13 protein-coding genes are annotated in these 12,852 nt (G+C 64.3%); 5 read left to right on the top strand and 8 right to left on the bottom strand.

The genetic code is table 11. From position 1 onward, the window contains the following. Positions 1-3 precede the first annotated feature (3 nt). Positions 4-636, bottom strand: coding sequence for a J domain-containing protein (locus XH98_RS29500; RefSeq protein ID WP_220001277.1), 633 nt, complete (start codon positions 634-636; stop codon positions 4-6). A 159-nt stretch (positions 637-795) separates the two neighbouring features. On the opposite strand from XH98_RS29500, the gene XH98_RS29495 reads away from it, so the two are divergent. Next, complete coding sequence (locus XH98_RS29495; RefSeq protein ID WP_442868650.1) at positions 796-1,065, top strand: BolA family protein; 270 nt, start codon at positions 796-798, stop codon at positions 1,063-1,065. Positions 1,066-1,155: 90 nt separating this feature from the next. On the opposite strand, the gene XH98_RS29490 is transcribed toward XH98_RS29495, so the two are convergent. From XH98_RS29490 to XH98_RS29480, 3 genes are all read right to left on the bottom strand, one after another. After that, a complete protein-coding gene (locus XH98_RS29490; RefSeq protein ID WP_057747443.1) occupies positions 1,156-2,460 on the bottom strand; it encodes an HlyC/CorC family transporter in 1,305 nt (434 codons plus the stop codon). 90 nt (positions 2,461-2,550) lie between these two features. After that, positions 2,551-3,699 carry a 3-dehydroquinate synthase gene (gene aroB / locus XH98_RS29485; protein ID WP_271603388.1) on the bottom strand — a complete coding sequence of 383 codons (1,149 nt, stop codon included), beginning with the start codon at positions 3,697-3,699 and terminating at the stop codon, positions 2,551-2,553. Then, entirely contained in the window at positions 3,696-4,319 is a 624-nt protein-coding gene (locus tag XH98_RS29480; RefSeq protein ID WP_271620688.1) for a shikimate kinase, read from the bottom strand. Before XH98_RS29480 ends, aroB begins: the two co-directional genes overlap by 4 nt. 179 nt (positions 4,320-4,498) lie before the next feature. Here XH98_RS29480 and XH98_RS29475 point away from each other — a divergent pair, with 179 nt between their 5' ends. From XH98_RS29475 to XH98_RS29460, 4 genes are all read left to right on the top strand, one after another. After that, on the top strand, positions 4,499-4,645 hold the full coding sequence (locus tag XH98_RS29475) for a hypothetical protein (protein WP_057747440.1): 147 nt from the start codon (positions 4,499-4,501) through the stop codon (positions 4,643-4,645). A 65-nt stretch (positions 4,646-4,710) separates the two neighbouring features. Next, the gene (gene xerD, locus XH98_RS29470; protein ID WP_271603944.1) at positions 4,711-5,658 is read left to right on the top strand and encodes a site-specific tyrosine recombinase XerD; all 948 of its coding nucleotides are present in this window, start codon (positions 4,711-4,713) and stop codon (positions 5,656-5,658) included. A 189-nt stretch (positions 5,659-5,847) separates the two neighbouring features. Next, the gene (locus XH98_RS29465; RefSeq protein ID WP_220001272.1) at positions 5,848-6,810 is read left to right on the top strand and encodes an acetyl-CoA carboxylase carboxyltransferase subunit alpha; all 963 of its coding nucleotides are present in this window, start codon (positions 5,848-5,850) and stop codon (positions 6,808-6,810) included. Positions 6,811-7,228: 418 nt separating this feature from the next. Continuing rightward, positions 7,229-8,761 carry a L,D-transpeptidase family protein gene (locus tag XH98_RS29460; RefSeq protein ID WP_271620687.1) on the top strand — a complete coding sequence of 511 codons (1,533 nt, stop codon included), beginning with the start codon at positions 7,229-7,231 and terminating at the stop codon, positions 8,759-8,761. A gap of 184 nt (positions 8,762-8,945) precedes the next feature. Here the strand turns inward: XH98_RS29460 and XH98_RS29455 are convergent, their stop codons facing one another. The 4 genes from XH98_RS29455 to XH98_RS29440 all read right to left on the bottom strand — a co-directional run bounded on the left by XH98_RS29455 (position 8,946) and on the right by XH98_RS29440 (position 12,852). Further along, the gene (locus XH98_RS29455; RefSeq protein WP_271620686.1) at positions 8,946-9,641 is read right to left on the bottom strand and encodes an ABC transporter ATP-binding protein; all 696 of its coding nucleotides are present in this window, start codon (positions 9,639-9,641) and stop codon (positions 8,946-8,948) included. Continuing rightward, positions 9,634-10,368 carry an ABC transporter ATP-binding protein gene (locus tag XH98_RS29450; protein WP_271620685.1) on the bottom strand — a complete coding sequence of 245 codons (735 nt, stop codon included), beginning with the start codon at positions 10,366-10,368 and terminating at the stop codon, positions 9,634-9,636. The genes XH98_RS29455 and XH98_RS29450 overlap by 8 nt, the downstream gene beginning before the upstream one ends. After that, positions 10,355-11,449, bottom strand: a complete 1,095-nt coding sequence (locus tag XH98_RS29445; protein WP_271620684.1) for a branched-chain amino acid ABC transporter permease — start codon at positions 11,447-11,449, stop codon at positions 10,355-10,357. Before XH98_RS29445 ends, XH98_RS29450 begins: the two co-directional genes overlap by 14 nt. Before the next feature lie 188 nt (positions 11,450-11,637). Next, positions 11,638-12,852 carry a substrate-binding protein gene (locus XH98_RS29440; RefSeq protein WP_220001267.1) on the bottom strand — a complete coding sequence of 405 codons (1,215 nt, stop codon included), beginning with the start codon at positions 12,850-12,852 and terminating at the stop codon, positions 11,638-11,640.

Below are 12,852 nucleotides of genomic sequence, written 5' to 3'. Positions count from 1 at the left end.
CCCTTACGCCTCCCGCACCACCGTCTTCAGATAATTATACGCCTTGATGATCTCGATCAGGCGATCCTCGGTGGAGCGGTCGCCGCCGTTGGCGTCGGGGTGGTGCTGCTTGACCAGCGCCTTGTACTTGCTCTTGACGTCGGCGAGGGTGGAATTCGGGCCGAGGCCCATGACCTGGAGCGCCTTGCGCTCGGCGTTCATGACCTTGCGCGTTTCGGCCTTGGGCTCGGCCTCCGGGCCCTTGCGCCAGCTGGCGCGGCCGTTGATCTCACTGAACATGCTGAACGGATCGGACGCCATGTCGATCTCGGCTTCCGCACCCTTCTTGCCGCCATTGGCGCCCATCTTCCAGGTCGGGCGATGGCCGGTCAGCGCGTCCTTCTGATAGCGCGCGACGGCGTCGGCGTTCATGCCGGAGAAGAAATTGTAGTTCTGGTTGTACTCGCGCACGTGGTCCAGGCAGAAGTGCCAGTACTCACGCTGGTTCTCGCGGCCCTTCGGCGCGCGGTGCGCGCCCTTGTTCTGGCACCCGGCCCATTCGCAACCGACCGCAGTGTCGCGCGGCTTCACTTCGGCCTGCTTGCCCCGCGGCTTCACACGGATGGAGTCGAAGAACTTTGATGAATCGATCGGCATGGCTGACTTTGACTACGCAATGCAAAAACCTTCAAGTCTTGACATTGCAATTAGAACGAAACCCGTAGCCGAAGTTTCACTTCGGCATCCGTTGAAGTACGGCCGCCGGAGGCGGCCTATGCAATTGACGGAGCGCGATCGCAGGATTTAATGGCACTCATGGTTATGAAAGATACTATCAGCAACAAGTTGCAGGAAGCTTTCACGCCGGAAAGCCTGCAAGTCGTCGACGAGTCACATTTGCATGAGGGCCATTCCGGCCATCGGCCGAGCGGCGAGACGCACTTCCGTGTCTATATCGTGTCTGAGGCCTTCAAAGGGAAGAGCCGGGTCGACCGTCACCGCATGATAAATGCGGCGCTGGCCGCGGAACTTTCCGGCCGCGTGCATGCGCTGGCGATCCACGCGCAGGCGCCGGGGGAAAATTAGCTCAGTCATTCCGGGGCGGCTCGAAGAGCCGAACCCGGAATCTCGAGATTCCGGGTTCGATGCTTCGCATCGCCCCGGAATGACTGAAGGCTAGAACGACGTCCCCGCCCGTCTCGGCTTCACCTCTTCCATCTCGGCCTCGCGCGGGACCGGTGAAATACGGAGCGCGGTGATGCGGTTGCGTTCGCGGCGCAGGACGCGGAAACGGAAACCGTGGAAGGTAAAGCTCTGGCCGCGGTCGGGGATCGAGCGCGCTTCGTGAATGACGAGGCCAGCGACCGTGGTTGCCTCTTCATCAGGCAGGCGCCAGTCCATGGCGCGGTTGAGGTCACGGATCGGTACCGAGCCGTCGACCACGACGGAGCCGTCAGGCTGGGCGCGCACGCCCGCGACCACGACGTCATGCTCGTCGGAGATGTCGCCGACGATCTCTTCCAGAATGTCTTCCAGCGTCACCAGACCTTCAACTTCGCCATACTCGTCGACCACGAGCGCGAAATGGGTTTTTCGCCGGCGGAACGCCTTGAGCTGCTCGGCGAGCGGCCGCATCTCCGGCACGAACCAGGGCGGCAGCGCAATGGTGGAGACGTCGATGCGCGAGGTATCGCCGTCGGAGGCGCGGATCGCGCGCAACAGATCCTTGGCGTGGAGCACACCGATGATGTTTTCCGGCTTCTCGCGCCAGAGCGGGATGCGGGTGTATTCGGTCGCCAGCACCTCGCGCACCAGATCGTCCGGCGGCATGTCGGCGTTGATCATCATCATCTCGGTGCGATGGATCATGACGTCGGAGACCTGGAGCTCGCGTAAGTCCAGCAGGCCGCCGAGCATGTCGCGGTCCTGCTTCTCGACCTTGCCCTCGTGATGCAACAGATCGACCGCGCCGCGCAGGCGCTCGGTCGGCGACAGGATCGCCTGGTGCTCGCCGGCGAGGCCGAACAGACGCATCAAGACGCGGACGATGACCTCCACCACCCGCAGCAGCGGCCCCAGCACATACATGGTCAGCCGCATCGGGCGCGCCACCGCGAGCGCCATGCGATCCGGCGCGTTGATGGCGATGGTCTTGGGCAGCACCTCCGCGAAGATCACGACCAGCGCCGTCATCACGCCGGTGGCATAGAGCACGCCGACATCGCCGAACCAAGCGGTGAAGATGGAAGTCGCAAGCGCCGAGGCGGTGATATTGGCGATGTTGTTGCCGAGCAGCAGTGCGCCGATCAGGCGCTCGCGCATGTCGAGCAGCTGCGAGACCACGTCGGCGTCGCGATTACCTTGCTTGGAGAGTCTGAGCATGCTGGCGCGCGAGGCACCGGTGAGCGCGGTCTCGCTCGCGGCAAAGAAGCCCGAGACCAGCAGGCAGATGATGACGATGGTGAAGCCGAGCCAATCCATGAGACTCTCAAAGCTCTTGTTTTGACGCGTTTTCTTGACGCGAACCGGTATCCGCTTCGCTCGAAAACGCTTTGATCGTTCAGCCGCGCATCAAGCCTTTTGCGCGAGCTTGTCCTTCAGGAAGTCGCGCACCGGCGCCGGCTCGACATCCTTGGCGATGACGGCGCGCCCGACGGCCTCCAGCAGAATGAAGGTGAGCTTGCCGCGCTTGACCTTCTTGTCCTGGGCCATCAGCGCCATCAGCGCGTCGGCATCCGCAAGACCTTCCTGCGCAAAGCCGGCAATGTCCTGCAAGCGGGTCGGGAGGCCTGCCGCGATCAGGTGGCGCTCGACGCGCATCGCGTCCGCCTCCGCGATCATGCCGAGCTTTGCGGAGAACTGCGCCGCCAGCGTCATGCCGATGGCAACGCCTTCGCCGTGGAACAGGCGATCCGAAAAACCGGTCGCGGCTTCCAGCGCGTGGCCAAAAGTGTGGCCGAGATTGAGCAGCGCGCGCTCGCCGGTCTCGCGCTCGTCGCGCGAGACCACGCCCGCCTTGGCGCGGCAGGAGGTCGCGATCGCATGCTCGCGAGCCGAGCCGCCCTTGAAGATGTCGGAATGGTTCTTCTCCAGCCAAGTGAAGAAGGCCTCGTCGCCGAGCACGCCGTATTTGGCGACCTCGGCATAGCCGGCGCGAAATTGCCGCGGCGACAGCGTGTCGAGCACCGCGGTGTCGGCAATGACAAGCACCGGCTGGTGGAAGGCGCCGAGCAGATTCTTGCCCTGCGGCGAGTTGATCCCGGTCTTGCCACCGACGGAGGAATCGACCTGCGCCAGCAGCGAGGTCGGCACCTGCACGAAATCGACGCCGCGGCGCAGGATCGCAGCGGCAAAGCCGGCGAGATCGCCGACCACGCCGCCGCCGAGCGCGATGACGAGATCGTTGCGCTCGATCTTGGCGGCAATCAGGGCCTCGCTGACCTTTTCCAGGCCCGCATAGGTTTTCGAAATCTCGCCTTCCTCGACGACGACGCGCGCGGTCGGAATGCCGCTAGCTGCGAGCGAGGCTTCCGCCGGCTCGAGCCAGTATTTTGCGACGGTGCGGTCGGTGACGATGGCGGTGCGCACACCCGGGCGCAACGCGGCAACGCGCTCGCCGAGCGAGGCCAGCACGCCGCGGCCGATGACGATGTCATAGGCGCGATCCCCGAGCGCGACGTCGACATGAACAGGGTCGGAATGTTTCAGGGGTGCGGTCATCGAACGGCACTCGCGACATCGGCAGGAGATTGGGCTGGTGGTGGACCACAGAGATAGGCGTGCAGCGTCTCGATGCATTCCTCAACGATCTTGTCATGCGGCACGTCGCGCGAGGCAATGGTGATGTTGGCCTTGCCATAAACCGGCTCGCGCTCGGTGAGCAGCCGCGTCACGGTTCCCTCGGGATCGGCGGTCTGCAGCAAGGGACGATCGGCGCGGCGGCGCACCCGCCGCATGATGACGTCGTGGTCTGCCCTGAGCCAGATCGAGATCGCTTTCGCCGCGATGCGGCTGCGCGTCTCCTCGCGCATGAAGGCGCCGCCGCCGGTTGCCAGCACCACCGGCCCGCCCTCGAGCAAGCGCGCGATCACACGGGCCTCGCCGTCGCGGAAATACGGCTCACCGTGGCGCTCGAAAATCTCCGGTATGGTCATGCCGGCCGCCGCCTCGATCTCGGTGTCGGCGTCGACAAAGGGCAGCTTGAGCCTGAGAGCCATGCGGCGGCCGATGGTGGACTTGCCGACGCCCATCATGCCGACCAGCACGATCGAACGCAGCCCCAGCGCCGACAGGATGTCGGCCTCCGGGCTCGCTTGTGCTGGCAATACGGCGTCGGACATTATCTCGCTCGATTGGATCTCACACTGCCGCTAAAGGCGGCATCCGGGCCACCTATACGACCCCCTCGGGGCCCTCGCCAGAGGACTCTTGCCACGAAACGGCGAACATGTTGGATGATTTCATTGGTTAATTTGCCTGTTCAAGACCCGTATCAAGACCCTCGTCGAGACCTTGCCCGATGCCCAGCCTGTTCCGCTTCCTGACGGTCGTCGCCGTGATCGCCGGCATCGTCTATGGCGCGGTGTTCGCGCTGGCCAACTTCGTCAATCCGAAGCCGCGGGAAATGACGGTGACGATCCCGCCGGATAAGTTTCTCAAGAAATAGGAGCTAGCCTGAAGGGCATGCGCAAATCCTCCGCCAAGCCCCCAGACGTCAAGCCCTCTGCCGTCATGCCCTCCGATGCCAAGCTCACCGGCCTGTTCCTCGACATGCTCGCGGCGGAACAGGGCGCCGGGCCCAACACACTCGATGCTTACAGACGCGACCTCACCGATTTCTCCGAGTTTCTGACCCGTGTCGGCCACAGCTTTGTCGACGCCGAGACGCAAACGCTGCGCGACTATCTTGGCGACCTCGATGCGCGCGGCTTCAAATCCTCCAGCGTGGCGCGGCGGCTGTCGGCGATGCGGCATCTGTTCCGCTTTCTGCTGAACGAGCGCATCCGGACTGAAGATCCCGCCGCGATCCTGTCCGGCCCCAAGCGTGGCCGCGGCCTGCCCAAGGTGCTGTCGATCTCGGACGTCGACCGCATGCTCCGCCGCGCCAAGGAGATGAGCGAGGCGGCGGACGCCTCGCCCTCGCAGCGGCTGCGGGCCTTGCGGCTCTATTGCCTGCTCGAGGTGCTCTACGCCACGGGCCTGCGCGTCTCCGAATTGGTGTCGCTGCCGCGCTCGGCCGCCAAGCGCGACGCCCGCATGATCGTGGTGCGCGGCAAGGGCAACAAGGAACGGCTGGTACCACTGAACGAGGCTTCGCGGCAGGCGATGGCGGATTACCTCGCCGCAACGGAAGCTGCGAAAGGGGAGAAGAAGGGCAGCCTCGCCGCCTCGAAATGGCTGTTTCCCTCCTTCGGCGAGAGCGGGCATCTGACGCGGCAGCATTTTGCCCGCGACCTCAAGGAGCTCGCGGTCGCCTCGGGACTGCAGGCGCGGCTGGTCTCTCCGCACGTGCTGCGGCACGCCTTTGCCAGCCACCTGCTGCATAACGGCGCGGACTTGCGCATCGTGCAGACCCTGCTCGGCCACACCGACATTTCGACGACGCAGATCTATACCCATGTGGTCGAGGAGCGGCTGAAGAGCCTGGTGCGCGACCTGCACCCGCTGGCGGAGAAGTAGCCGCCGCCGCTCCGCGGCGGGCGAAACCGCCTTGACTTCGGCCACATCTCCGCAGAAAGAGCCGTGGCCTTGTCACTGATTTGGCGCGCTTCCATGATGCGCACAGGTCAAGCCCTTGAAGAAGCTACACTTCTTTATCTGAAGCCAACCTCGCTTCGCCTCGTCGTCCCGTCCCCCTATATTGAAACGATGCCAGACCAGATGCGCAGCTATCTCGACTTCGAAAAGCCCGTCGCCGAGCTCGACTCCAAGGTCGACGAGCTCAGGACGCTGGCCGCCTCCGGCACCGACATTGCCGAGGAGATCGGCCGGATCGAGGACAAGGCCGCGCAGGCGCTGGCCGACCTCTATCAAAACCTGACGCCGTGGCAGAAGACGCTGGTGGCGCGGCATCCGCAGCGGCCGCATTTCAACGATTTCATCAAGGGCCTGATCACCGAATTTACCCCGCTCGCCGGCGACCGCAAGTTCGGCGAGGACGAGGCGCTGGTCGCAGGGTTCGGCCGCTTCCGCGGCGAAGCAATCTGCGTGATGGGCCAGGAAAAGGGCGATTCCACCGAGAGCCGCATCAAGCACAACTTTGGCATGGCGCGGCCGGAAGGTTATCGCAAATGCGTGCGGCTGATGGAGATGGCCGAGCGGTTCGGCCTGCCGGTGCTGTCGCTGGCCGATTCCGCCGGCGCCTATCCCGGCATCGGCGCCGAGGAGCGGGGACAGGCCGAGGCGATCGCGCGCTCGACCGATGCCTGCCTGGCGCTGACCGTGCCGAACGTTGCCATCATCACCGGCGAGGGCATGTCGGGCGGCGCCATCGCCATCACCACCGCCAACAAGGTCTTGATGCTGGAGCACGCGATCTACAGCGTGATCTCGCCGGAAGCCGCCTCCTCGATCCTCTGGCGCGACGGCTCCAAGGCGCAGGAAGCCGCCAACAACATGAAGATCACCGCCCAGGACATGCTGCGCTTCGGGGTGATCGACGCCATCCTGAAGGAGCCGGTCGGCGGCGCCCATCGCGATCCCGCCGCCATGATCGCCACCACCGGGGACGCCATCGCCAAGGCCTTCGACGAGCTCCGCGGCATGGACGGCGAGGCCATCCGCAAGCAGCGCCGGCAGAAATTCCTCGATATCGGCCGGAAACTGGGCTGATTCGCCTCGATTCCGGTGCCGTAGGGTGGGCAAAGCGAAGCGTGCCCACCATTCCAGGCCGTAAGAACCAAGTCGTGGGCACGGCGCTTTGCGCCTTTGCCCACCCTACGGCACCTCCCCGAGCCCCCGGGTAACCCCGCATTAACCCTTTTTTTGCCCAAATCGGCGATCTCAGTACCGGTTCGCTGCCAAGTCCAAGTTCCGGCCCAGTTTAAGTCTCTGTTGACCACGCCGCCGCGCCAACGGGCTCGTGATTTCCGATCGGGTTGCGACCTGAAGGGGCGGAGGTTAGAATTTTAATCAATGGCTTCAGGGCATAAGCGCTGGGGCTGGGTCTGAAAAACGTCCGGTTGTCCGGTCAGGCCTTGCTCCAAGATCAGGGGTTCGCGCTTCCGCCCGGCACGTTGTGGGGTCCATCTTGAATTCTCGTTCGCTTGCTCGCGCGCTCTTGGCTTCGGTTGCGCTTGCCGCCAGCATTGTGCTCGCCGGCTGCGATACCGATCAGATGTCGCTGGCGACCAACGCCAAGGCCAATCAGCCGGTCCCGCCCAAGCTCGTCGCCGCGATGGCCGAGAAGGACATGGATCTGAATTCGCCGATCCTGATCCGCCTGTTCAAGCAGGAGGCCGAGCTCGAGATCTGGAAGCAGACCCGATCAGGCCGGTTCGCACTGCTCAAGACCTATCCGATCTGCCGCTGGTCGGGCGATTTGGGACCGAAGGTGCGCGAAGGCGATCGTCAGGCGCCGGAAGGATTCTACTCGATCAATCCGAGCCAGATGAATCCGCAGTCGGCCTATTACCTCTCTTTCAACACCGGCTTCCCCAACGCCTTCGACAAGGCGCTGGGTCGCACCGGCTCGCAGCTGATGGTGCACGGCGATTGTTCTTCGCGCGGCTGCTACGCCATGACGGACGAGCAGATCGCGGAGATCTATTCGCTCGGGCGCGAATCCTTCTTCGGCGGCCAGAAGGCGTTCCAGTTCCAGGCCTATCCGTTCCGGATGACGCCGGTGAACATGGCCAAGCACCGCAACAATCCGAACATGGCCTTCTGGAAGATGATCAAGGAAGGCTATGATCATTTCGAGGTGACGCGGCAGGAGCCGAAGGTCGACTTCTGCGAGAAGAAATACGTGTTCGACGCGGCCAAGGCACCCGACGCCAAGCGCGAACCCGTGTTCGACGCCTCCGCCAAGTGCCCGGCCTATGTGATCCCCGAAGAGATCGCCAGCGCCGTGCGCGAGAAGCAGGAGCGCGACGAGGCCGAGTACAACAAGCTCGTCGCCAAGGGCACGCCGGTGGCGCGCATGAACACCGGCATCGACGGCGGCATGAACAAGATCTTCGCTGCCAAGATTCCGGAAGGCTCGACCGGCCTGTCCGAAGGCGCCGAAGGCAACACGCTGCAGATGCTGGCGATGGCGAAGGCGCCGGGCACCATCCCCGGCACCGTCAACCCGCCGAAGCCGAATCTCGAGCCGGTCGCCTCTGCCCCGCAGGAAGAGCCGGTCGTCGCCGTCAGCGCGCCCGCAACCAACACCCGCGTCGCCTCCGCCGCCGCGCCCGAGAAGTCCGGCGGCTTCTTCTCCAATCTCGGCCGCAAGATGGGCTTCAGCACCGCCGACACCACGGCGACCACGCCGCCGCCGCAAGCCACCGCATCGGTGACCCCGGCCCCCGCGGCGCCAAGCACGACCTCCAAGCTGAAGGCCGCGGTGACCAAGCTGATACCCGGCCACGACAAGTCGAAGGACGCTCCGGCCGTTGCCGCCAAGCCTGCCGAGCCGACCAAGCCTGCCGAGACCAAGGTCGCGGCGACCCGGCCCGCGCTGAGACCGTCCGTGGGCAATGGTGCGGGCGATACGACGAGCAGCAGCGGCCAGCTCGCTGGCGCAGCGCCGGTGGTGTCGTCGAACTCGTTCGACAGCCGCTTTAGCGCGGTGAAGTAGGCGCAGGCTTCGCACGTTCCCGCCGAACTGTCCAAGACTGACGCTGTCATTCCCCGCGAAGGCGGGGCATCCAGTATTCCAGAAGCAGTCGTTATCAATCGAGAAGCCGCGGCGTACTGGATGCCCCGCCTTCGCGGGGCATGACAGTTGAGATCGGGGTGAGAGCCACGTAATTCGACTCCACCTACGGCGCCAGATACCGCATCAGCTCCGGATTGCCCCGCACCTCGCCGGCCGCGCCTTGCAGCGCGACGCGGCCGCGGTCGAGGACGTAGGCGTAGTCGGCGACGCGCAGTGCCAGATCGAGGTGCTGCTCGACGATGATGACGGCGATATTCTTCGCGAGTTCGATCAGGCGTTCGGTGATCTCCTCGATCACACCGATCCAGACGCCTTCAGTGGGTTCGTCCAGCAGCAACAGCTTGGGATCACCCAGCATGGCGCGGCCGATGGCGAGCATCTTGCGCTCGCCGCCGGAGAGCGTGCCGGCGGGCTGGTCGAGACGCTGGCCGAGCTTCGGGAAGATCGCCAGCACGCGGTCGACCGCGGTGGCATCCTTGCTGAAAAGCGAGCCGACCGCGAGATTGTCACGCACCGACAGGCGCGCGAACACCGAATGCTCTTGCGGCACATAGCCGATACCGGCGCGGACGCGCTGCTCGGGCCGCCTGCGGCTGATGTCGCGGCCGTCGAAGCCGAGCTCGCCCTTCCACGCCGGCAGCTCGCCGACGATAGTCTTCATCAGCGTGGTCTTGCCCGCGCCGTTGCGCCCGAGCACGGCAACACCGCCGCGCCAGGGGATGCCGAGGTTGACGTCGAACAGGACCTGGCTGCGGCCATAGCCGGCGTCGAGATGCTTGATGTGCAAAAATTCAGGCACGGCGCAGATAAATCTCCTGGACGGATGGGTTGGCCTGGATCTCGGGCACGGTACCTGACGCCAGCACCTTGCCCTGGTCGAGCACGGTGAGGCGATCGCAGATGTCGCGGATGAAATCGAGGTCGTGCTCGACGATGACGAGCGAGCAATGCTGCTTGATCGGCTGCAGCAACTCGCCGGTGACACGGCGCTCCTCCAGGCTCATGCCGCCGGTGGGCTCATCGAGCAGCAGCAATCTGGGTTTGCCCGCGAGCGCCATCGCGATCTCCAGCCATTGCTGCTGGCCGTGCGACAGCGCGGCCGCCGCATCGAAGGCGCGGTCGGCGAGACGGAATTGCGTCAGCATGGTCATGACCTGATCATGGAGCGCACCGCGCGTGCGCGAGAACACGAGATCGAGCAGCGAGGATTGCGCCTGCAGGGCGAGCAGGATGTTGTCATACAGCGTCAGCGACGGCAGCACCGACGTAATCTGGAATTTCAGGCTCATGCCGGCGCGAGCGCGCTCGGTCGGCGTGAAGGCGGTGATGTCGGTGTTGATGAAGCTCACCTTGCCCTGCGTCGGCACTTCGGCGCCGGCGATGCACTTCATCAGCGTGCTCTTGCCGGAGCCGTTCGGCCCGATCAGGCCATGAAACTCGTTCTCGCCGACGCTGAGCGCGGCGCCGTCGAGCGCGGTGAGCTTGCCGAAGATTTTCGAGATGCCGGCGGCTTCAAGGAGCGGCATTTCGCTTCCCCTTGATTGTTGCGCCGAAGCTGCCGACCCGCTCGCGCTCGCCGAGCACAAAACTGATCAGGCCGAGCGGACGGAACAGGATGACGAGCAGCAGCAACACGCCCAGAATGATCGGCCAGATGTCGCGGTAATTATCCGACAGCCAGAAGCTGACGCCCTCGACGATGACGGTGCCGATGACGGCGCCGATCAGCGTGCCGGAGCCACCGAACAGCACGTAGAGCACGACCTGGGTCGAGACCACGACGCCGACCATGTTGGGCCACACAAAACCTTCGTGGAAGGCATAGAGGCTGCCGGCAAGGCCTGCGACGGCGCCGCCGATCGCGAAGATGATCGCTTTCAGGTGCTGCGCCTTGTAGCCGAAAAAGGCGATGCGCTGCTCGTTCTCGCGCAGGCCCGCGAGTGCGAGACCAAATTGCGAGCGCACCAGGAAGCGGCACAGCAGATAGACCACGACGAGAATGCCGAGCACGAGATAATAGAACGCCGGGCCTTCCGAGAATTCATAGCCGCCAAGCGTCATCGGCGCGATCGAGGGAATGCCGTTCTGGCCGCCGAGATAATACCAGCCGCGGGCGAGACGATCCGCGGCGTAGGAGCCGGTCAGCGTGCCGAGCGAGACGAAGATCACGCTGGAGGGATGCCGTCCCAGCAGCAGGAAGCCGCCGAGCAGCAGCGAGAAGGTGAGGCCGATGAGCGTGCCCGCCGGCAGCACCAGGAAGATGTTGGTGACGTCGAGATCGCGCGCCAGCAGCGCGACGCCATAGCCGGCCGAACCGAAGAACAAGGCCTGGCCGAAGCTCATGATGCCGGCATAGCCCCAGACCAGATCGAACGACAGCGCGAACAGCGCCAGGATGACCACCCGCGTCGCGAACACCGTGAGATAATCCTGCAGCACCAGCGGCGCGACGAGCGCGGCGATCAGCACCACGCCCTCGACGATCGGCAGGACCTTTCGACCAGCGACAGCCCGGGCCGTCGCTATGCGTTCAGTCATGGCAGCGTCCGTCTCCCCGCCGATCTCGGCGGGGATCGCCTGTTTCACAGCGCTCATAGATTTCAGCATTTCGAACTAAAGCACCTTGTGGCTGACGCTGCACCTCTCCCCGTCGGGGAGAGGTCCGATTGCGGAGCAATCCGGGTGAGGGGCCGCAGCATCCAGTGGGACCGGATCCCCTCACCCGGATCGCACCGGACGATGCTTCGCATCGCCGATGCGATCCGACCTCTCCCTGTGGGAGAGGTGCAGAAAGATCAGCATTCCTTGGGATCGACGAGGCCGTCGCTGCGACCGACGATCTCGTAATTCCCGCCCTTCGCGACCGCGGTGTACATCTTCATCTTGCAGTGCCGCTTGCCCGGCACCATCTCGGCCGGTCCGCCCGGACCTTCGGCGATCTTGGCGTGATCGAGCGCGGCCGCAACCGAGTCACGGTCGATCTTGCCGGCTTCCTTGACGGCGGCCTCCCACAGCTTGAGGCCGCGATAGGTGCCGGTCGCCGCGCTGCCGGCGGCGAACAGGAAGTTGCCTGGAAAATCCTTCTCGTAAGCCGCCTGGATCTTGGCGTCGAACGGGTTCTCCTTGGTCAGCACCTTGAAATAGTCGAGGCAGCTCGCAAGGCCCTCGATCTCGCTCGCCTGATTGATGTTGAGCGTGTTCTCGTCATAGTAGACGCAGGCGAGACGCCCGCCGTTCTTGAGGAAGCCGGCTTCATAGAGCTGCTTGAAGAACGGACCGACGCCAGGCGGGATGACGGTGTTGAAGACGACGTCGACCTTGTTGGAGATGATCCGGTTGACGGTCGAGGAGAAGTCGATCTGGTCGAGCGGATAGTATTCCTCGAACACGACCTCGCCGCCGTTCTGCTCGATCACCTTGCGGGCGTAGACGTTGAGCGTGTGCGGCCAGACATAATTGGCGCTCGGCAGCGCGAACTTCTTGCCGCCATTCTTGATCAGCCAGGGAATGAACTCGTCGCATTGCTGCGCCGGCGTCGGGCCGGTGCAGAACAGATAGGGCGTACACTCCTTGCCCTCGTAGAGCTGCGGATAGATATAGAGCGTCTTGCCGCGCGCCACGATCGGGTCCTTGATCGCGTTGCGCATCGACGAGGTGATGCCGCCCAGCACCATGTCGACCTTGTCGCGCTGGATCAGTTTTCGGACGTTGCCGACGGCGACCGATTCATTCGACGCGGTGTCCTCGATATAGAGCTCGAGCGGACGACCGAGCAGACCGCCTGCAGTGTTGATGTCCTTGATCACCATCTTGGCGACATTGGCGTCGGCATTGCCGGCATAGGCGATCGGTCCGGTGAGGTCGGTGGCGATGCCGACCTTGATCGGGGCTTCGGCCGCGTTGGCCCAGGGCGCCGGGATCACCCAGCTGCCGACCCCGGTTGCGACTGCGCCGGAGGCAAAAGCGAAATTGGACAGGAAGCGGCGGCGTGAGAGTTGACGATCGAACAT

Origin of the sequence: Bradyrhizobium sp. CCBAU 51745 (assembly GCF_028128715.1) — a bacterium.
GTDB classification, from domain to species: Bacteria; Pseudomonadota; Alphaproteobacteria; order Rhizobiales; family Xanthobacteraceae; genus Bradyrhizobium; species Bradyrhizobium manausense.
This window is presented reverse-complemented; position numbering and strand designations above follow the sequence as displayed.

Excerpts from the sequence above, each read along its gene's own strand:
- XH98_RS29500 (WP_220001277.1), bottom strand. The coding sequence starts at position 636 with ATGCCGATCGATTCATCAAAGTTCTTCGACTCCATCCGTGTGAAGCCG.
- XH98_RS29495 (WP_442868650.1), top strand. The coding sequence starts at position 796 with ATGGTTATGAAAGATACTATCAGCAACAAGTTGCAGGAAGCTTTCACG.
- XH98_RS29490 (WP_057747443.1), bottom strand. The coding sequence starts at position 2,460 with ATGGATTGGCTCGGCTTCACCATCGTCATCATCTGCCTGCTGGTCTCG.
- aroB (WP_271603388.1), bottom strand. The coding sequence starts at position 3,699 with ATGACCGCACCCCTGAAACATTCCGACCCTGTTCATGTCGACGTCGCG.
- XH98_RS29480 (WP_271620688.1), bottom strand. The coding sequence starts at position 4,319 with ATGTCCGACGCCGTATTGCCAGCACAAGCGAGCCCGGAGGCCGACATC.
- XH98_RS29475 (WP_057747440.1), top strand. The coding sequence starts at position 4,499 with ATGCCCAGCCTGTTCCGCTTCCTGACGGTCGTCGCCGTGATCGCCGGC.
- xerD (WP_271603944.1), top strand. The coding sequence starts at position 4,711 with ATGCCCTCCGATGCCAAGCTCACCGGCCTGTTCCTCGACATGCTCGCG.
- XH98_RS29465 (WP_220001272.1), top strand. The coding sequence starts at position 5,848 with ATGCCAGACCAGATGCGCAGCTATCTCGACTTCGAAAAGCCCGTCGCC.
- XH98_RS29450 (WP_271620685.1), bottom strand. The coding sequence starts at position 10,368 with ATGCCGCTCCTTGAAGCCGCCGGCATCTCGAAAATCTTCGGCAAGCTC.
- XH98_RS29445 (WP_271620684.1), bottom strand. The coding sequence starts at position 11,449 with ATGCTGAAATCTATGAGCGCTGTGAAACAGGCGATCCCCGCCGAGATC.
- XH98_RS29440 (WP_220001267.1), bottom strand. The coding sequence starts at position 12,852 with ATGTTCGATCGTCAACTCTCACGCCGCCGCTTCCTGTCCAATTTCGCT.